The 18461-nt window shown below is 73.1% G+C and carries 17 protein-coding genes; 6 read left to right on the top strand and 11 right to left on the bottom strand.

Annotated features, from left to right (window positions below):
* The 7 genes from ACQP0U_RS16340 to ACQP0U_RS16310 all read right to left on the bottom strand — a co-directional run bounded on the left by ACQP0U_RS16340 (position 1) and on the right by ACQP0U_RS16310 (position 6476).
* On the bottom strand, positions 1 to 2154 hold the full coding sequence (locus ACQP0U_RS16340; RefSeq protein ID WP_433320481.1) for an FtsX-like permease family protein: 2154 nt from the start codon (positions 2152 to 2154) through the stop codon (positions 1 to 3).
* Positions 2151 to 2831 (bottom strand): ABC transporter ATP-binding protein, encoded by a 681-nt coding sequence (locus ACQP0U_RS16335; RefSeq protein ID WP_433320478.1) that lies wholly within the window; start codon positions 2829 to 2831, stop codon positions 2151 to 2153. Before ACQP0U_RS16335 ends, ACQP0U_RS16340 begins: the two co-directional genes overlap by 4 nt.
* A complete protein-coding gene (locus tag ACQP0U_RS16330; protein WP_433320475.1) occupies positions 2828 to 3352 on the bottom strand; it encodes a PadR family transcriptional regulator in 525 nt (174 codons plus the stop codon). Before ACQP0U_RS16330 ends, ACQP0U_RS16335 begins: the two co-directional genes overlap by 4 nt.
* 112 nt (positions 3353 to 3464) lie before the next feature.
* On the bottom strand, positions 3465 to 3827 hold the full coding sequence (gene crcB / locus ACQP0U_RS16325) for a fluoride efflux transporter CrcB (protein ID WP_433320472.1): 363 nt from the start codon (positions 3825 to 3827) through the stop codon (positions 3465 to 3467).
* A complete protein-coding gene (locus ACQP0U_RS16320) occupies positions 3824 to 4297 on the bottom strand; it encodes a fluoride efflux transporter FluC (RefSeq protein ID WP_433320469.1) in 474 nt (157 codons plus the stop codon). The genes crcB and ACQP0U_RS16320 overlap by 4 nt, the downstream gene beginning before the upstream one ends.
* A gap of 6 nt (positions 4298 to 4303) precedes the next feature.
* The gene (locus ACQP0U_RS16315; RefSeq protein ID WP_433320466.1) at positions 4304 to 5113 is read right to left on the bottom strand and encodes a class I SAM-dependent methyltransferase; all 810 of its coding nucleotides are present in this window, start codon (positions 5111 to 5113) and stop codon (positions 4304 to 4306) included.
* 142 nt (positions 5114 to 5255) lie between these two features.
* Positions 5256 to 6476 (bottom strand): MFS transporter, encoded by a 1221-nt coding sequence (locus ACQP0U_RS16310; protein ID WP_433320463.1) that lies wholly within the window; start codon positions 6474 to 6476, stop codon positions 5256 to 5258.
* A gap of 135 nt (positions 6477 to 6611) precedes the next feature.
* Here ACQP0U_RS16310 and ACQP0U_RS16305 point away from each other — a divergent pair, with 135 nt between their 5' ends.
* The 5 genes from ACQP0U_RS16305 (at position 6612) to ACQP0U_RS16285 (ending at position 10346) form a co-directional block, all read left to right on the top strand.
* The gene (locus tag ACQP0U_RS16305) at positions 6612 to 7061 is read left to right on the top strand and encodes a MarR family winged helix-turn-helix transcriptional regulator (protein ID WP_238660760.1); all 450 of its coding nucleotides are present in this window, start codon (positions 6612 to 6614) and stop codon (positions 7059 to 7061) included.
* 78 nt (positions 7062 to 7139) lie between these two features.
* On the top strand, positions 7140 to 8447 hold the full coding sequence (gene paaK / locus ACQP0U_RS16300; protein ID WP_433320460.1) for a phenylacetate--CoA ligase PaaK: 1308 nt from the start codon (positions 7140 to 7142) through the stop codon (positions 8445 to 8447).
* Between the two features lie 60 nt (positions 8448 to 8507).
* Positions 8508 to 9164: a hypothetical protein gene (locus ACQP0U_RS16295; RefSeq protein WP_433320457.1), complete on the top strand. Its 657-nt coding sequence runs from the start codon at positions 8508 to 8510 to the stop codon at positions 9162 to 9164.
* Between the two features lie 23 nt (positions 9165 to 9187).
* Complete coding sequence (locus tag ACQP0U_RS16290) at positions 9188 to 9616, top strand: glycosyltransferase (RefSeq protein WP_433320454.1); 429 nt, start codon at positions 9188 to 9190, stop codon at positions 9614 to 9616.
* A gap of 160 nt (positions 9617 to 9776) precedes the next feature.
* On the top strand, positions 9777 to 10346 hold the full coding sequence (locus ACQP0U_RS16285; protein WP_433320451.1) for a kinase: 570 nt from the start codon (positions 9777 to 9779) through the stop codon (positions 10344 to 10346).
* A gap of 104 nt (positions 10347 to 10450) precedes the next feature.
* Here ACQP0U_RS16285 and ACQP0U_RS16280 read toward each other — a convergent pair whose 3' ends face one another.
* Positions 10451 to 10963: an HAD domain-containing protein gene (locus tag ACQP0U_RS16280; protein WP_433320448.1), complete on the bottom strand. Its 513-nt coding sequence runs from the start codon at positions 10961 to 10963 to the stop codon at positions 10451 to 10453.
* A 266-nt stretch (positions 10964 to 11229) separates the two neighbouring features.
* On the opposite strand from ACQP0U_RS16280, the gene ACQP0U_RS16275 reads away from it, so the two are divergent.
* Positions 11230 to 11796, top strand: coding sequence for a dienelactone hydrolase family protein (locus tag ACQP0U_RS16275; RefSeq protein WP_433320445.1), 567 nt, complete (start codon positions 11230 to 11232; stop codon positions 11794 to 11796).
* 75 nt (positions 11797 to 11871) lie between these two features.
* Here the strand turns inward: ACQP0U_RS16275 and ACQP0U_RS16270 are convergent, their stop codons facing one another.
* From ACQP0U_RS16270 to ACQP0U_RS16260, 3 genes are all read right to left on the bottom strand, one after another.
* The gene (locus ACQP0U_RS16270; RefSeq protein ID WP_433320442.1) at positions 11872 to 12564 is read right to left on the bottom strand and encodes a hemerythrin domain-containing protein; all 693 of its coding nucleotides are present in this window, start codon (positions 12562 to 12564) and stop codon (positions 11872 to 11874) included.
* 2161 nt (positions 12565 to 14725) lie between these two features.
* On the bottom strand, positions 14726 to 15937 hold the full coding sequence (locus ACQP0U_RS16265; protein ID WP_433320439.1) for a BTAD domain-containing putative transcriptional regulator: 1212 nt from the start codon (positions 15935 to 15937) through the stop codon (positions 14726 to 14728).
* A 120-nt stretch (positions 15938 to 16057) separates the two neighbouring features.
* Positions 16058 to 18322: an AAA family ATPase gene (locus ACQP0U_RS16260; protein ID WP_433320436.1), complete on the bottom strand. Its 2265-nt coding sequence runs from the start codon at positions 18320 to 18322 to the stop codon at positions 16058 to 16060.
* Positions 18323 to 18461: the final 139 nt, after the last annotated feature.

The raw sequence follows: 18461 nt of genomic DNA, 5'->3' as shown, positions 1-18461 counted from the left end.
CTACTCGCTGCGGGCGGTCTCCGGCCCGGTGATGCGTTCCAGCAGCGGCAGGGTGGAGGCGATGACGCCGAGGCAGGCCACCAACCCGACGACGACGATCACGTAGAAGCGTGGCTCCGGCGCGACGAGCCTGTAGTCCATCTGCGCCCGCAGGAACAGGTGGGCGGCGAGGAGGCCCATGCCGATGGCGACGGCGGCGACGGCGATCATCGGTACGGCGCTCTCCAGCGCCACCACCCGACGCAGGACCCGCACCGGAGCGCCGCTGAGCCGCAGCAGGCTGAACGGCCGTCGGCGTTCGGTGAGACCACCGATGACGCTGACCGCGAGGCTGCACCCGCCGAGGGCGAGACTGGCCACGATGATGACGTTTGCCAGTTGCTCCCAGCCGCGCAGCGTGTCGGCGAAGTCCGACTCGAAGTCGCCGGGCACGTTCGGGCCCACCCAGAAGGTCGGGTAGGCGACCTCCAGCACGGTGCGGGTGCGCTCGATGGCGGCGGCGGAGCCGTCCGTGCCGACGACCATCGACACCACCGGTAGCCGCTGGAGTTCGTCGAGGGTGAGCGGTGCGGCGGGCCAGAGCGTCGCGGACGACGCCGACTCCTGCCAACGGCTGAGGCCCAACGGCACCTCGATGACGCTCGCGCCGTCGGCGCACCGGCCGTACGCGCCCGGGAGGTCTGTGCACGCGATCACCCCGACCTCACCGCCGGCCATCATGCCCGGGTTCTCCCGGATGGCGGTCGCGGACCGTACGCCGGTGATCGCGTGCAGCTCGGCGAAGAGCGTGTCGGGCACCGACGACGCCTTCTCGTCGAAGACGGTGGTGACCGTGCCCGCGTCGGTCGAGCCGGTGGCCGCCGGACCGCGGTTGGCGACGATCGTGGTGATGACGCCGACGGCCACGCTCGTCACGAAGAGCGCGAGCATGATGCCGCTGATCGCTCGGAAGCCGGCCTTCGGGTTGTCGGCGAGGCGTCGCGCGGCGATGAGCGTGGCCGGACGGTTGGCGTACCGGGCCATCACCCGCGCGCCGACCATCGTCAGCCACGGGCCGGCGAAGACCAGGCCGGCCATGATGAGCAGCAGGCCGGGCAGGAACACCGCGGCCTGGCCGTCGGACGTCTCGGGCCGGTAGCCGATGGCGGACACCAGCACGGCGACGCCGAGTGCCATCGGAATCAGCCGGTACGCCCGCGGCGCGCGGGGGGTGACCCGCCGGGTGACGCCCAGCGGCGAGATCCGTACGCGGCGCAGCGAAACCTGGGCCGCCAGCGCCGCGCCGGCCGGGACGCCGAGCGCCACCAGCAGGATGTCGAGTAGACCCAGCGACATGTCACTGGGGAAGAACGGCATGCCGGTGAACGGGATGCCCGCGAGTGGGTCGCGGAAGGCGTAGAACAGCCCGAAGCCGACGGCGGTGCCGGCGACGGCGGCGGCGGCCGCCTCCACCCCGGCGACCAGCGAGATCTGTCGGGGTGTCGCGCCGACCAGGCGCATCGCGGCGAAGCGTTGCTCCCGGCGGGCGGCGCTGAGTCGGGTGGCGGTGCCGATGAAGATCAGCACTGGGAACAGCAACCCGCCGGCGACCACGCCGAGGATGAGGTTCATCGTGGCCTCGGGGAGGGCCGGGGTGTCACCGACGCTGGTGATCTGCTGCGCGTTGGGCAGTTTCGCGACCTGGTCGGTGGTGCCGCCCGCGATGACGAGCAGGGTGTCCGGTGAGGTCAGCGCGGCCGGACCAACGGTGCCGAGGTCACGTCCCGGGTAGCGGTCGCCCAGTTGGTCGGCCGGGTGGGCGGCCAGCAGTTCGCGGAACGCGGGCGAGGCGTAGTACTCGCCGGGGCCGGGGGTGCTCGGGATACCGACCGGGGTGGGAGCGGTCGAGCCGGTCGCGGCGACGTCGATCCGGATGATCTGCTTGCCGTGGAAGTAGTCCTCCCGGTTCGACCACCACAGCGGGTCGGCGTCGCTGGCCGAGGCGTTGGGATACATCGACGCGTACCGGGTGAGCTGGGCGTTGACCGCGTTGACCCCGGCGAGGGTGGTCAGCAGCAGCCCGCTGCCGATCGCGACGGCGGCGGCGATGACGACCAGGCGGGTGAGCGCCTCACGGCCGCCGGCCAGGGCGAGGCGGAGCCCGAAGCGGATCATGAGGCGATCCGGTCCGGCGCGTTCACGCGCCCGTCGCGGACCATGACCTCGCGGTCCGCGTACGCCGCGATCCTCGGTTCGTGGGTGACCAGGATGACAGTGGTGCCCTGCTCGCGGGCGGCGCCGACCAGCAGGTCCATGACCTGTTCGCCGGTGAGCGAGTCGAGCGCGCCGGTCGGCTCGTCGGCGAAGAGCACCTGCGGCTCGGCGACCAGGCCCCTAGCCAGGGCGACCCGTTGCGCCTGCCCGCCGGAGAGCTCACCCGAACGCCGCTGCTCCAGGCCGTCCAGGCCGAGGCGCGCGAACCAGGCGTACGCCTTCGGCAGCGCCTGCTTTCGGCCCACGCCGCTGAGCAGCAGCGGCAGCGCGACGTTCTCCACTGCGGTGAGCTCGGGGACGAGCTGACCGAACTGGAACACGAAACCGAACCGGTCCCGGCGTAGGCTGCTGCGCTCGGTCTCGGCCATGGCGTGCACGCGGGCCCCGTCGAAGAGGATCTCGCCGGAGTCGGGCACCAGGATGCCGGCCAGGCAGTGCAGCAGGGTGGACTTGCCCGAGCCGCTGGGGCCCATGACGGCGAGGATCTCGCCCGCCTCCACGGCGACGCTGGCACCGCGCAGGGCGGGGGTCTGGCCGAAGGAGAACTCCACGTCGCGCGCTTCGATCACGGCGCTCACGGCCGCACCTCTTTCCGCAGGGCGTCCAGTCGGGCGCCGGTCATCTCGATCCATCGGAGGTCCGCCTCCAGGTGGTAAAGGCCGTGGTCGGCGAGCAGAGCGTCGACCAGGCCGCCGGCGCGCTTGATCTCGGTGAGCTCACGCATCCGCTGCAGGTGCGCGCTGCGCTGGGTGTCGAGGTATTCGGCCGCCGGCCGGTCCAGCATCAGGGCGAGCACGACCTTGGCGAAGAGCACCGTCTGCAGGTGCGGCTCCGGGTCGACCGGCTGGGTCAGCCACTGCTCGACCTCGGTCGCGCCGACGTCGGTGATGACGTAGCGCTTGCGGTCCGGGCCGGAGCCGGGGGCGACGTCGCTGATCACCACCTTGCCGTCGCGGGCCAGTCGGCTGAGGGTGGAGTAGACCTGGCCGAACGGCAGTGGCTTGCCGCGGCCGAAGAAGGCGTCGTAGTCGCGCTTCAGGTCGTAACCGTGGCTGGGCTCCCGTTCGAGGAGGCCGAGAAGAGTGAGTGGCACGCTCATGCCAGCAGAATACACCGAGGGTATACCTCGCGTATATACCCTCGGTGTGTTGCTGATCCGCGCCTGGTCCAGGCGTTGGTGTCGATGGAAGTGCGGCGCGGCTGGTGCGCGGTCAGCCGGTCAGAGCGCGGGCCAGGGCGTAGCCGGCGGTGGCCGCTGCGAGCCCGGCGGCGACGCTGCCCAGCACATTGGCCAGCGCGAGAAGCCGGTGACCCCCCTGCGCCAGCCGCAGCGTCTCGTAGCTGAACGTGGAGTAGGTGGTCAGCGCCCCGCAGAACCCGGTGCCGAGCAGCGCGCTGACCGCCGGGCCGACCGGCCACCCGACCAGGACGCCGAGCAGCAGCGACCCGGCCACGTTGACGAGCAGTGTGCCCCAGGGGAACGCCGAGCCGTACCGGGACTGCACGGCCCGATCGGTGAGGTAGCGCAGCGGCGCGCCGACGGCCGCGCCCAGGGCGATGAGCAGGGCGGTCATCGGGCCCCCCGGCGCAGCAACCCGGCGGTGACGGCGTCGCCCACCCCGACCGCGACGAGCGCCCCGAGCACCGTCGCGGCGAGATACGCCAGCGCGGTGCCCGGCGCGCCCGCGACGATCGCCTGCTGGACGTCGACAGCGTAGGTGGAGAAGGTGGTGAAGCCGCCGAGCACCCCGACCCCGAGGAACGGACGCGCCAGCGGGTGCCCCCCGTCGAGGTGCCCGAGCACCGCCATCAGCACGCCGATCAGCAGGCAGCCGGACGTGTTGATGGTGAACGTGGCCCACGGGAAGCCGGTCGGTGGGTGTGGAACGGCATGTTGCAGGCCGGCTCTGGCCAGCGCGCCGAGCACCCCGCCGGCCGCGATGGTGGCGAGGATCGCCGCGGGGCGTGCGGTCAGCTCGCGGCGGTCGGCGGGGACGCGGATGTCGACGTCGGGGTCGGTACGCGGCTCGAACGGCTCTGGCACGGCTCCTCAGCGTAGTGCCGGCGGCAGCGGCGCTACCGTGCCGCCAGCGACAGCGGCGTCAGCGAACTGCCGCGACGGCGGCGTCCGAGCCGCCTCGCCAGACCGTGCCGACCTCGCTGAAGCCGGCGGCGGTGAGCGCGGCCAGGTGCCAGGAGACCGGCGGGTTCCACTCCGGGCTGTGTCCGGTCGGGTAGATCGCGTGCCGCTGGGCGACAAGCGGGCGAGAGCCGGATCGGCGCCGGCACGTGCCCACCAGTCCGACCAGGACAGCACCGAGCCGGAGGCGTACCGGGCGTTGCGCCGGTCCCGGGCCCTCTCCATCAGCCGCTTGGTCAGCTCGGGCAGGGTGTCGTCCGGCATGTGGTCGGCGTTGACGAAGACGCCGCCCGGTCGCAGCACGTCGCGCAGCTCGGCGTAGAGCTGCCCGAGCCGGTCGGCCGGCAGCCAGTGCAGGGCGGTGGCGGTGAGCACGGCGTCGTACTCCTGGTGGGGGAGCGCGGAGCGCCACTCGGGGGTGCCGAGGTCGGCCGTGATGATGGTGGCCCGGTCGGCCAGCGAGGCGTCGGCGATGGCGAGTAGTGCCGGGTCGAGGTCGACAAGTGTCGTCTCCGCGGTGGGGAAGCGCGCGAGCGTCCGCAGCGAGATGGTGCCGGTGCCGCCGGCCAGGTCGAGCACGCGCGGTGGTCGGCCGTCGAGGACCGCGTCGACGGCGTCGAGCATGGCGGTGAACCGGTGTTCCCGGTCCGGGAGGTAGGCCTCCTGCTGACGGTCCCAGCTCTCCTGCCAGGCCCAGGGATCCGCGATGTAAGGACTCATGGCGATCAGGCTAGTTACGGACCGAGCGCGTTGTCCAGACCTTGTTGCACATCTTTTGCAATTGCGAGAAGATGGCAGGGCGATGATCAGAGGAACGCCGGGTCGGGCATCAGCCCGGCCCGGCGTCCTTCTCCCGGCGGGGTCAGGCCGTGGTGTCCACCAGGCTCGCGTCGGCCCGGGTCGGCTCGTCGCGACGGGCCAGCCGCAGCGCGCCGAGGAGCACGCCCAGGCCGGCCAGGGTGAGCGCGGCGCCGGCCCAGATCGGCGAGGTGTAGCCGAGGCCGGCGGCGATGGTCACACCGCCGATCCAGGCGCCCAACGCGTTGCCGAGGTTGAACGCGGCGATGTTCGCCCCGGACGCCAGCGTCGGCGCCTGGTGGGCGTACCGCATGATGCGCATCTGCAACGGCGGCACTGTGGCGAAGCCGAACCCGCCCATCAGCACCAGCGCGACGATGGTCAACACCGGGCTCGTGGCGGTCAGCGCGAAGCCGACGAGCACCACTGTGAGCGCCGCCAGGACGGTGACCAGGGTGCGCGACAGTGACCTGTCCGCCGCCCGGCCGCCGAGCAGGTTGCCCGCGAAGAGGCCCACTCCGAAGAGGACGAGCAGCCACGGCACGGTGCTGGTGGCGAAGCCGCTGACCTCGGTGAGTGTGTAGGCGATGTAGGTGAACGCGCCGAACATTCCGCCGAAGCCCAGGACGGTGATCACCAGGGAGAGCCAGACCTGGGCGTGGGTGAAGGCCCGCAACTCGCCGCGCAGCCCGCCGGCCGGGCGGTCGGCGTCGGCGGTGTCGCCGGCCGGGATGAGCAGGGCCAGCCCGGCCAGGGCCACCACCCCGATGGCGGTGATCGCCCAGAACGTCGACCGCCAGCCGAAGTGCTGCCCGAGGAAGGTGCCGAAGGGCACGCCGAGCACGTTCGCGATGGTCAGGCCGGCGAACATCATGGCGATGGCGCCCGCCCGGCGGGCCGGTGCCACCAGGCCGGCGGCTACCACGGCGCCGATGCCGAAGAACGCGCCGTGGCAGAGCGCGGCGATGATCCGGCCCGCCATCATCACGGCGTAGTCGTCGGCGACGGCGGAGAGCAGGTTGCCGATGATGAAGAGCACCATCAGGCCGAGCAGCACCGGTTTGCGCGGCAGTCGGGTGACCGCAGCGGTGAGGAGGACCCCGCCGACGGCCACGCTGAGCGCGTAGCCGGAGATCAACCAGCCGGCCACCGGCTCGGTGACCGCGAAGTCGGCGGCCACCTCGGGCAGCAGCCCCATGATCACGAACTCGGTGAGCCCGATGCCGAAGGCGCCGATGGCCAGCGCGATCAGGCCGGGCGGCAGGGACTTTGGGCGTACGGACATGGTCTTCCCATCGGGAGGGGGCTGATATGCGGCGCATGCAACTACACGCGCCAGCAACGAAATACTTGCACGCGCTTGATATCGGCGCAAGCGTGGTAGCCTGAGGTCCGTTCAGATCACACCGAGGAGGCCGGCATGGGCATCGCCGACGACGCGGTCGAGATCCGCGCGCAGGGCTGGCGCACCCTCGCCGCCCTGCACGGGCTGATCGAGACATCCCTGGAGCGGGCCCTGCAGGCCGGCCACGACCTCTCCGTCGTCGAATACACGGTGCTCGACGCGCTCTCCCGTCAGGACGGCTGGCACATGCGGATGAGCCAGCTCGCCCGCGCCGCCGCGCTCTCCGGCAGCGCCACCACCCGGCTGGTCACCCGCCTGGAGCAGCGGGGGCTGCTCACCCGCATCCTCTGCGCCGACGACCGGCGCGGCATCTACACCGAGCTGACCCCGGCCGGCTCCGAGCTGCTCGCCCAGACCCGACCGACCCACGACCGGGTGCTCACCGACGCGCTCGCCGAGGCGGAGGCCACCCCCGAGCTGGCGCCACTCGTCGACGCCCTGCACCGGCTGCCGGCTGCCCGCTGACCGCCCCGCCGGCCGCGGCGACGGCGGGCGTACGGTACCGGCAGCCCCACCGGGACCGCCGCGCCAAGGAGGCAGCCGATGCAGGACCGCACCCCTCGTCCAGAGGAGCTGGAGCCGATCGAGCGCGCCGGCATCGACGAGCTGCGTGCCCTGCAACGCGACCGACTGCGCTGGTCGTTGCGGCACGCCTACGACAACGTGCCGCACTACCGCCGGGCGTTCGACGCGGCCGGGGTGCACCCCGACGACTGCCGGGATCTCGACGACCTGGCCCGCTTCCCGTTCACCGGGAAGGCGGAGCTACGGGAGAACTACCCGTTCGGCATGTTCGCCGTGCCCCGGGAGCAGGTGGCCCGCCTGCACGCGTCCTCCGGCACCACCGGCCGTCCGACAGTGGTCGGCTACACCCGCGACGACCTGCGTACCTGGGCCCGGCTGATGGCCCGCTCGATCCGTGCCTCCGGCGGCCGTCCCGGCGACCGGGTGCACGTCGCGTACGGCTACGGGCTCTTCACCGGCGGTCTGGGCGCGCACTACGGGGCAGAGGAGCTGGGCTGCACTGTCATCCCGGTCTCCGGGGGCATGACCGAGCGTCAGGTCATGCTGATCCGCGACTTCGAGCCCGAGGTCATCATGGTCACGCCCAGCTACCTGCTGGCCATCGTCGACGAGATGCGCCGCCAGGGCATCGACCCGCGGGCCACCTCACTGCAGGTGGGCATCTTCGGGGCGGAGCCGTGGACCGAGGACATGCGCCGGGAGATCGAGCAGCAACTGGACATCCACGCCGTCGACATCTACGGGCTCTCCGAGGTGATGGGCCCCGGCGTGGCGACCGAGTGCGTCGAGACCAAGGACGGGCTGCACCTCTGGGAGGACCACTTCTACCCGGAGATCATCGACCCGGTCAGCGGGGCCGTGCTGCCCGACGGCGAGCGGGGTGAGCTGGTGTTGACCTCGCTGACCAAGGAGGCGATGCCGGTCGTGCGCTACCGCACCCGCGACCTGACCCGGCTGCTGCCCGGCACCGCCCGACCGATGCGCCGGATCGAGAAGATCACCGGCCGGACCGACGACATGATGATCCTGCGTGGAGTCAACATCTTCCCCACCCAGATCGAGGAGCTGATCCTGCGCACCCCGCAGCTGTCGCCGCACTTCCAGTGCGTCCTCGATCGGCACGGCCGGCTGGACACCCTGACGGTGCGGGTGGAGCGGCGGGCCGGCGTCGAGATGGACGCCGCCGAGCGGGCCGGCGACACGCTGGTTCAGCTGGTGAAGAACACCATCGGTGTGAGCGTGGCGGTCGACGTCCTCGCCCCCGACACTGTGGAACGGTCGATGGGCAAGATGCGCCGCATCGTCGACCAACGGCCGTCCGCCTGACCCGGGGCCGGCACCCGGTCTCCCCACCTCGGATGCCATCGTCGACATAGGATCTCGCCCATGCGTGTGCTGGTGGTCTCCGCTCCGCTGGTCGGGCACGTCTTCCCGTTGGTGCCGCTCGCCGTCGCCCTGCGCGACGCCGGCCACGACGTGCTGGTGGCCACCGGCGGCGGAGCACTGGCCGCGACCGAGGCTGGTCTGCCGGTGCACGACATCGCGCCGGGCTTCGACTTCGGCCGGATCGCGATGCGGGTCTTCCCCCGCCATCCGCTGATCGCCCGCGCCGAGCTGGCCGGCACCGCCGGCACCCGGGGAGCCGGCCTCCTGTTCGGCGCGCTCAACGACCAGCTCACCGACCCGGTGGTCGAGCTGGCCACCCAGTGGCGGCCGGATCTGGTGCTGTACGAACCGTTCGCGGTGGCCGGTGCGGTGGCCGCCGCGCGGCTCGACGTGCCGGCCGTACGCCAGGAGAACTCTCTCTTCGACGGCCGGGACCTGGTCCGCGCCACCGTCGCCCGACTCGGCCCCGCACTGCGCCGGCACGGCCTCAGCGAGCTGCCCGCGCCGGCCGCCGCCCTCGCCGTGGCCCCGCCCAGTGTCGCCATCCAGGGCGGCTGGCCGATGCGCTACACCTCCTACGTCGGCGGCGGTGAGCTGCCGGTCTGGCTGCGCGAGCCGGGCGAGCGCCCCGGATCCTGGTCACCCGCAGCACCCTGACCGGCCCCGGCGACCAGGGGCCGATGCCCGCCGTGGTCGCGGCCGCCGCCGAGGTGGACGCCGAGATCGTGCTGGTCCGGCCCGACCGCCGTACGGCAGCCCGCGCGCTGCCCGACAACGTCCGCGTGGTCGACTGGATTCCGCTCGACGAGGCCCTGCCGGCGAGCGCGGCGCTTGTGCACCACGGTGGGGCTGGCAGCGCCTTCGGCGCCCTCGCCGCCGGTCTGCCCCAGCTGGCCACCACGGGTCCGGGGGACCGGCGGCACAACGCCGAGCTGGTGGCCCGCAGGGGCGGCGGCCTGGCGATGCGCCCCCGGGACATCACCGCGCGGGCGCTGACCCAGTTGCTCACCGACGAGCGCCTACGTGCCGCCGCCGCGCAGGTCAGCCGCGAGATCGCCGGGATGCCGCCACCGACCGACCTGGTCGGGCGGCTGGCGGGACTGGTCTGACGTCCACTCCCGAGTTCCCTCAGGGCGCACCAACGATCAAAGGACGTGAGCCTTGTCGCCGAGCACGAACGGACGGCAGGACCAAGTTCCTGACCTCACCCGGCTGACCATCGCCGCCCTCGACCTCGCCGTCCGCAACGACTGAAACCGAGGAGGCGTCGTGGTCGCTGAACCCACCGGCAGCCCGGACACGATCCTCGTCTGCGTCCGGGGCAACTCCGGCTCCGGCAAGAGCAGCATCGCCCGCGAACTACGACGCCGGCACGGCCGTGGCTGCGCCCTGGTCGAGCAGGACTACCTGCGCCGCATCCTGCTGCGCGAGCGGGACAAGCCCGGCGGAGCGGCACCGGCGTTGATCGGGCAGACCGTCCGGTTCGCCCTCGACCACGGCTACCACGTCGTGCTGGAGGGCATCATGCACAGCAGCCGCTACCGCAGCATGCTGACCTCCCTACGGGACGGTCACCGCGGTCGGTCGCTGTTCTGCTACCTCGACGTGTCCCTGGCCGAGACCCTGCGCCGGCACCTCACGCGCCCGCAGGCCGGTGAGTTCACCGCCGAGCAGATGAGCGGCTGGTACGCCGCCCATGACGTCCTGGGCTGGCCCGACGAACTCGTCCTACCCGAGACCACGGGACTGAACGAGGCCGTCGAGGCCATCGCGGCTGCTGCCGGGCTACCCCAGACCGGATGCGACGACGACCTGCCACCGAACGTGCCGACCCCGTAGAGCAGCTCAGCCGGCTACCGATGTCGCCACTCCGGCGCACCGTTCGCCACCATCAGCAACGAGCGGCTGGGCAGCCCGTCGACTGCGACGGCATGACGCTCGCCCTACCGCGCCCGCCTGAGCCAGCTCTCGATGACTGTGTAGTCGTGCTCGGTCAGGCCGCGACGTGGGTCGACCCTGTGGAGCAGTGCCGGGGCGTGGTGATGAGTCGATACCCATTGCTGATCGGCGTGGGAGATCTCGTCGTCGACCCAGACGAAGGGGCGTCCCTGCGCCCACTCGACCAGTCCACGGGTCTTCCAGTGCAGGACGCCAGCGTCGTCGGAGTCGGGCCAGTTTGCGACAGGCAGGGTCGGCAGCCCGAGCAGCGGCGCGAGTACGTCGTTCGCGTCATTCATCCAGGTCGTCGCCCACACCAGATCGCACGGCAGGGCCTCGAGTCTGGGGCCGTGTTCTGGATCGATCTTGTGAAGCAGGGGATTGGCGTCGGTCGGTAGGGCCGGTGCCTGGGTGTGGCCATGCGGCATGATCGGCTGAGCCGCCGCGGGGGTGCCGAACGGGATGAGGACGCCGTCCACGTCAAGAAACAGCAAGGGACGCAGCGCAGGGGCGGACATGATCCAAGAGCCTAGCCCTCACCCCGCAAAGCCATGCCGTCCCAGCGGGCCGGCGACCGCGACGTGCCTGGGTGCTCGACGGGTGCGCGCCCGCTGTGGACGGACTCGTGGTCGCGGACTGACCGGACGCTGGCTCGCCTGAATCGGCCATAGCGCGAACAGATGGACTTACGTAATTCGGGTTGGACCCGATGACTCGACCATGATCATGCTTTCACTCCGCGTGGCCACACCGGACGGCCGGTCTGCTGCGGCAGGATGACCGGATGCGACACGTCGTGCTGTTCCACTCCGTGTACGGGCTGCGGCCCGCCGTGCGCGCCTTCGCCGACCGGTTGCGTGCGGCCGGGCACCAGGTCAGCACCCCCGACCTGTACGGCGTCCCGGCCACCGACACCGTCGAGGAGGGCTTCGCGCTGCTCGACAAGATCGGCCACGAGGTGGTGCTGGAACAGGCCCGGGCCGCGCTGCGTGACCTGCCACCGGAGACGGTGCTCGCTGGCTTCTCGATGGGCGCCGGTGTGGCCGGGGCGCTGCTGGCCGAACGCCCCGACGCCGCCGGTCTGCTCCTGCTGCACGGCACCGGTGGTGCCCCGGACGCGGTCCGACCCGGGTTGCCGGTGCAGTTGCACCTCGCCGACCCCGATCCGTACGACGCGCCGGACGAGGTCGCCGAGTGGCAGCAGGCCATGATCGACGCCGGTTCCGCAGTGACGGTCTTCCGCTATCCGGGCGTGGGCCATCTGTTCACCGATCCGGATTTGACCGAGCACTCCCCGGACGCCACCGCACTGGCCTGGCCGCGCGTGCTGGCCTTCCTGGCGGCTCGCTGATCGCCCGGCTGGCGCGGCCGCGCTCCCTCCGCAACGATGACCCCCTGACCGTTGCCTCCGGGTGCGCGACCTCGTTCAGCGGGCGCTGGCGCCGATGCGCGGGGGCGTGGCGGTGCCGTGCACGCGCTTGGCGTGGCTGGCGAACAGCCGGGGCGCGATGATCGGCATGAGCAGCCGGGCCGGCAGCGGAGCGTGCGCCAGCACCGCCTTGACCACCTCCGGGTCGCCCTCGTACATGGCCAGGCCGAAGGCCAGCGGCAACTGCTTCTTCGGGGACTTGCTCATCCCGTGCTCGCCGAGTTGCATCCACTCCCGGGCGGTGACGTAGCGTTCCGCCAGCGGCAGGATCTCGTTCTCCTCCAGGGCCATGTGCTCGATCAGCGCGGCGCGTAGTTGCTCCAGGGCGTCTGCGAGCTGCTCACCGCCGCGTCCGGTGCGGCGCCACTGGGGGAGGAGGGCGACCACCGCCGCGTGGGCGTCCTCGATGGCGTGGTGCTGCGCCTCCATGGTGGGGACGATCGCCGCGGCCTCCGCGCCGCCGCGCTCCAGCAGCCGGGGCCACAGCAGCAGGTCCTCGCCCTCGTGGTGCAGGTGCAGGATGTGGCAGAGCATGTCGGCGTGGGCGCCGACGACCTCCGCGCGCGTGGCGTCGCCCGGCGTGACGTCGCGGACGAGCTGCGGTAGCAGGCTGAACTCGCGACGGAGCGCCGAGTGCGCCATGTACATGTCGCGCACGTCGGCCATGGCTTCGCGGTGGTTCTGGTTCACGGTGACCTTCCGAGGAATCAACTGGCACAGGTCTGTCGATCATGCTCGGTGCCACTTGGAACCGGCTTGGAAGCCACCAACCGTGACGGTCAGTCGGCCAGGGCCGCCGTCGCCTCGGCCAGCCAGTGCGGCGACTCCCACCGGCGGGCCACCCGCGCGGCGACTGTGAAGTGCCGGGTCGCCTCGTCGGTGCGGCCCAGCAGCCGGAACAGCTCCCCGAGCGTCAGCGCGACAGGCCGCACCACGGCCGCGGTGGTGGAGAAACCGGCCAGTTGGTCGCGTACCGGGAGCAGCGCATCGATCACCGGCTGGGCCAGGTCCCGTCGACCCAGCGCCACGATGACCATTCCGCGTACGGTGAGCAGGGCCGACTCGAAGTAGTCCGGGCGGTAGGTGTGCCGCCCGATCGGCATGGCCCGCGCCTCGTCCACGCGTCCGCTCTCGATCAGCGCCAGTGCCAGCAGGTCGTCCACGATCGGGCCCAACGACTCCCGTATCCGTCGGGTCGCCTCCAGGTGCTCGCCGAACCGTCCCTGACTGATCAGCAGCGTCCCGATGGAGAAGTAGTGGAAGGCCTCGGCGTGCAGCGAACCCTGCCGCCGCATCTGCACGGCGACCTGGTCGTAGTGCCGCCGCGCGGCGGCGAAGTCGCCGGCGACGTGCGCGAGGGCGCCCAGCGAGCACAGGTTGATCGTGTGCGCCTCGTTCAGCTGGTACGTCTCGGCCAGCCACCCCTGCCGGGCGACGCTGAGGCGCAGTTCGTCCGGCTCGTTGAGCGCGGCAGCGGAATGGCCCAGCACCTGCTCGGCGACCGAGCGGTAGGTCACCAGCCCGTGCTCGTCGGCGAGGTCGCGCAGCTCGCGGGCGAACTCCCGACGCTCCGGCGCCTCCCGTTCGTAGCTCATGGTGCGCATCCGCGCGGCAAGCCCGAGGGCGAGCAGCTCGGGGTCGTCCAGCGTCCGCGAGAGGGTCAGCGCCTCCCGTCCGGCAGCCACGCCTCGCGGGTCGGACTCGCCGTCCAACTCCGTGGCCAGCGCGTCGAGCAGCCGGCAGCGGGCGACCGGGTCCAGGTCGTCGGCGCGCAGCAGCCGGGTGAGCAGCTCGACGACGCGGTGATCCACCACGCCGTACTCATGGGTCAGCCACGGGGTGGGGACGGTCCACGCGGTGAACGCCGCGACCAGCAGGTCGTCGCGGCCCGACTCCGCTGCGACGCCGATCGCCCGGGCGCGGGTCTGCCGGGCGGCGGCCACCGCACCGGCCCGCGCCTGGGCGCGCAGCAGCCGTCCGAGCAGGTCGACCCGTAGCGCGTCGCGGTCCACGGCGACCGTGGCGGCGGCCTCCACCGCGTTGCTGAGCAACTCGATCGCGGCGTCGTACGCGTATCGCCGCTCGGCCAGTTCGGCGGCCCGGACGGCGTAGTCGACGGCGAGCGGCGCGGTGTCGGCGGACGCCGCGCGGGCGTACTGGTGGGCCAGGGCCGGGTAGTCGTCGGGCCGCAGCCGGCGGGTGGCGGCGGCGATCCGGGCGTGCAGGCGGGTACGACGCAGCTGCGGCAGGTCGGTGTAGATGGTGTCGCAGACCAGGCCGTGTACGAACCGAACCCGCCCGGGCGCCGGTTCGGTGAGCAGCCCGGCGGTCAGCCCGGCCTCCAGCGCCCGCAGGACGGTGCCCTCGTCGGTGCCGGCGGCGTCGACGAGCGTTCGCACCTCGGCCTCCCGCCCGACGGCCGCGGTGAGGCGCAGCACCGAGACGGCCGTCGACGGCAGGCGGGAGAGTCGCCGGCGCAGCACGTCGCGTACGCCCTCGGGCACGTCGGAGGTGGCGACGAGCGTGCCCTCGGCGGCGAGCAGCCGCGCCGACTCCCGGACGTAGAACGGGTTGCCGCCGGTCCGCTCGGCCAACGCGGCGACCGTGTCCGGGTCGACTGCGGTCCGGGCCAGCGCGCCGAGCAGCCGTCCGACCTCGGACGTGCTCAGACCGCCCAACGGGATCCGGTGGGGTGACCGGCGGGCCAGGACGGCCATCGTGTCGGCGAGCCGGTCGGCGTTGTCGGCCGGTCGCAGCGCCGCGACGAACAGGACCCTGCCGGCGGTCATCTCGGTGACGCTCTGCAACACCAGCAACGTCTCGGCGTCGGCGGCGTGCAGGTCGTCGAGGATCACGGCGACCGGTCTGCGGGCCGCGGCGGCGTCCAACCAGGCGCCGACGGCACGGTGCAGCCGGAACCGGCCGGCGGTGACGTCGCCACCGGGCTCGCCGTCGCCCCCGCCCAGCAGCGGAGCGAGCGCGGGCGCGAGGTCGCCCGGGGCCACCTGCTCGGCGAGTTGGCGCAGCGCCTCGACCCAGGCCCAGGCGGGCGGGGCACCCCGACCTCGGGGCAGCGGCCGACGGTGACCAGCCAGCCACGGGTGGTGAGCTCCTCCCGGAACCGGGTGAGCAGGCTCGTCTTGCCGGCCCCGGCCTCACCGCTGAGCAGGGCGACGCGCGGCCCGCCCGCCCCCGCGTCGGCGGCCGCCTGCCGGAGCGCCTCCAGCTCGGCCTCCCGGCCGACGAAGACCTCCTCGGACGCCTGTCGCTCGACACGTACCGCTGTCGCCGCCACCGGAGGCAGCAGGTCGAGCCGCTGGCCCAGGATGGCGGACTCCACCTCGACCAACGCCGGGCCCGGGTCCAGTCCGAGCTGGTCCGCCAGGGTCGCCCGCGCCCGGCGCAGCGCGGCGAGCGCGTCGCCCTGCCGACCGGTACGCCACAACGCCAGCGCCAGCAGCCGCCAGCTCTCCTCCCGCAGCGGCGCCTGCCGGGTCAACAATTCCGCCTCCGGCACCGCCTCGGCCGCGTCGCCGCAGCGCACTGTCACGTCGAGCAGCAGCTCCCGGGCGCCGAGCCGCAGCTCCTCGAGCCGCAGCACCTCGGGCTGCGCCCACGGCTCACCGGCGAATTCGGCGTACGCCCGACCGCGCCACAGATCGAGCCCACCGCTCAGCAGGTGACGTGCCCGGGCCGGATCGGCGGGACCGACCGCGCGCGCCTCGGCGAGCAGCGTCTCGAAGCGGGCGGCGTCGACGGCGTCGGCGGGTAGCCGCAGCGCGTAGCCCGGCGGCGCGGTGATCAGGACCCGGGCCGGTGCCCGGCGCTCGCGGGCCGGCTCCAACAGGCGGCGCAGATGCGAGACGTACGCCTGGAGCGAGGCGATCGCCCGTGGCGGCGCGTCACCCCGCCACAGATCCTCGATCATCTGACCGGCGGAGACGACCTCGCCACGGGCCGCGAGCAGGAGCGCGAGCACGGCGCGTTGACGGGGGCCGCCGAGGTCGACCGGCCCGCCTGTGTCGACCTCGACCTCAAGCGGCCCGAGCACCCGTAGCAGCATGACGGGACCAATCCTAGTCACGCCGGTGGGCGGCTCCACCGCTCCCGCTGGACTGGACAGCCAGCTCAGCGCGGGCGTGGGCGGCGGTCCACCACTGTGCAGGGGCCCCGATCGGCGGAGTCACGCGGAGGCGGGCAGCCCGTCCAGTCGGCGGACCAACGGCGGGCGGGGTATCGCCCGCACCGTGCCCGGCGGAACGCCGACGTCGGCGAGTCGCCGGTGCCCAGCCGAACCCGCCGGAGTGGTGCCGATCGACACCGCGGGCCGTCCGACGTCGCCCGGGGTGGCACCGCCCGCGCTACGCGGAGGAGACAGGGACGCCGCTGTCGTCGGCGGTACGTCGCCCGCCGAGGCGACGGCTCGGAGCCGGCGTGGGCCCGCCGGACGGTTGGTGCCGGGGCTCGACACGGCGGGGCGGGCGGCCATGGTCGGGGTGGGGTTACGTCGGCTCGGCGCTGTCGGACTGGTGGCACTGCCCGGCCCCGTGGGGGCCAACGCCGCGAAGACGGCGTCGAGGCGGCCGGCCCGAGCGCCAACGGTGTCGAGGCGCACGATCTCGGCGCTCCTCGCCGCCGAGCCGTTGACCACACCAGCGCGTACGGCGTCAGCGCGCTGGTCGGGCGGGTTGGCGTCGCGGCGCGCGGTGTCGAGGTGCCGGACGCCGACGGCCCGGCGCTGGAACACGGCCCGCAGGGCACGGGGCAACCGCTCGGCGGCGACCTGCCGCAGCGCGGGCGCGGCGAAGGCGTACCCGTCGACGTGGTGGGGGAGCAGCAGCCCGGCGGCGACCAGCCCGCGTAGCGCGGGTGCGGACCGGCCGGGCGTCCAGCCGAGTGCCCGGTCCACTGTCGCGCCGGAGATCAGGCCACCCAGGGTGCCGGCGGCCATCAGCACCGCCCGTCGCTCACCGTCGAGGTGGTCCAGCTCCGCGCCGACGGCCCGGCGCACCGCCTCGGGCAGCGGGAGCGCCGTCGGATCGGCACCGTCCACGACCGACGTGACGTACGCCGCGGCGTGCCCGGGACGGCCGCCCACCAGCGGCAGCAGCCGGTCGACCAGCGCCACCGGCTGCCCGGCCCGGGTGAGCAGTTGGCGCAGCAGTCGTCCGGACTGCACCGCGGCCAGCGGGCCGATCGTCACCCGCCGGGCCGGACCGGGCCGGGTGTCGGCCCACTGCGGCTGGTGCACGGTGAGCAGCGCCAGCGGCAGCCCGCGCTCCGTCGCCGCGCTGAACAGCGCGTGCAGGAACCGGCTGACCGCCGGCGCGGCCCGGTCCAGGTCGTCGACGGCCACGATCAGCGGCCGGTGGGCGGCCAGGCACAGCAGGACCTCCCGGCAGATCGCCGCGCCGGCGAGGGCGGCAGCCGAGTCGTCCGGGGCGGCCAGCATCCGCTGGAGCGCCGGGACCGCGGTGGCCACCCTGGTCGGCGGGAACAGCGGCGTCAGGGTGGTGACGAGCCGGTCGTGGACCGCGGCGGGGCCGTCGCTGTGCCGGATCCCGGCGAGGCCGCGGAGCAGGTGCGCGACCGGCGCCAACGCCTGATCCGGGTACGGCTGGCAGGTCGCCACGCACCAGCGGACCGACAGTCCGTCCACCGTGGTCAGCCCACGGGTCAGCTCGTGCAGCAGCCGGCTGCGGCCACTGCCGGTGGGGCCGACCAGTGAGATCCAGCGCGGCGTGCGCTCCCGGATGGCCCAGCCCAACTGGTCGCGGATGGTGGCCAGCTCGCGGCGTCGACCGATCAGCGGGCCGTCGTGTCGGTCGGCGCCGGGGCGTACCGGACCCACGGCGTGCCAGACCGGCGCCGACGGCACCCGGCCGGCGACCGGCACCGGCGTCAGCTGACGCTGAGTGATCAAACCGGCGGTGGCGCGGGCGGTGGCCGCGCAGAGCGCGACGGCGCCGGGTGCGGCGTACTCCTGCAAGCGGGCCGCGGTGGTGATCACCGCGCCGCTGGCCACGCCGTGCCCGCCGGTGACGACGTCGCCCAGGTCGACCACGACCTCGCCGGTGGCGACTCCGACCCGGACGCGCAGCCGGATGTCGCCGACCATGGGCCGCCGGTCCAGCGCGGCCTGGATCTCGAGCCCGGCGCGCACCGCCCGGTACGCGTCGAAGCCGTCGGAGTGCCGAGCGCCGAAGAGCGCCATCACGGCGTCGCCGACGTACTTCTCCACCACCCCCTGCCAGCGGTGCAGCACGCCGGCGACGGTGTCGAAGTAGGCCCGCTGCAACGCGCGGACGTCCTCCGGGTCGAGGCGGTTCACCAGGGCCGTGGAGCCGACGATGTCAGCGAAGAGGACGGTGACGATGCGCCTCTCCTGGGGTACCGGCCAGAGCGGGGTGACGGTCCGTTGCGCGTCGACGATGATGCTGGTGGTCATGGGTGTCGCACCGGCCTTTCTTCCCGCTGTTGCCCGATCACCTCCGGAGATTGGCATTCCTGGGCCGACGGGGGATCTGCAGAACGACGTATGTCGGCCACCTGCAACCTTTAGTCGCAAAGTCGACGCGAGGAGTACC

The organism is Micromonospora sp. CA-269861, assembly GCF_050948505.1.
Taxonomy (GTDB): domain Bacteria; phylum Actinomycetota; class Actinomycetes; order Mycobacteriales; family Micromonosporaceae; genus Micromonospora.
The sequence above is the reverse complement of the archived record's forward strand: the minus strand, read 5'-3'. Positions and strand labels throughout refer to the sequence as shown.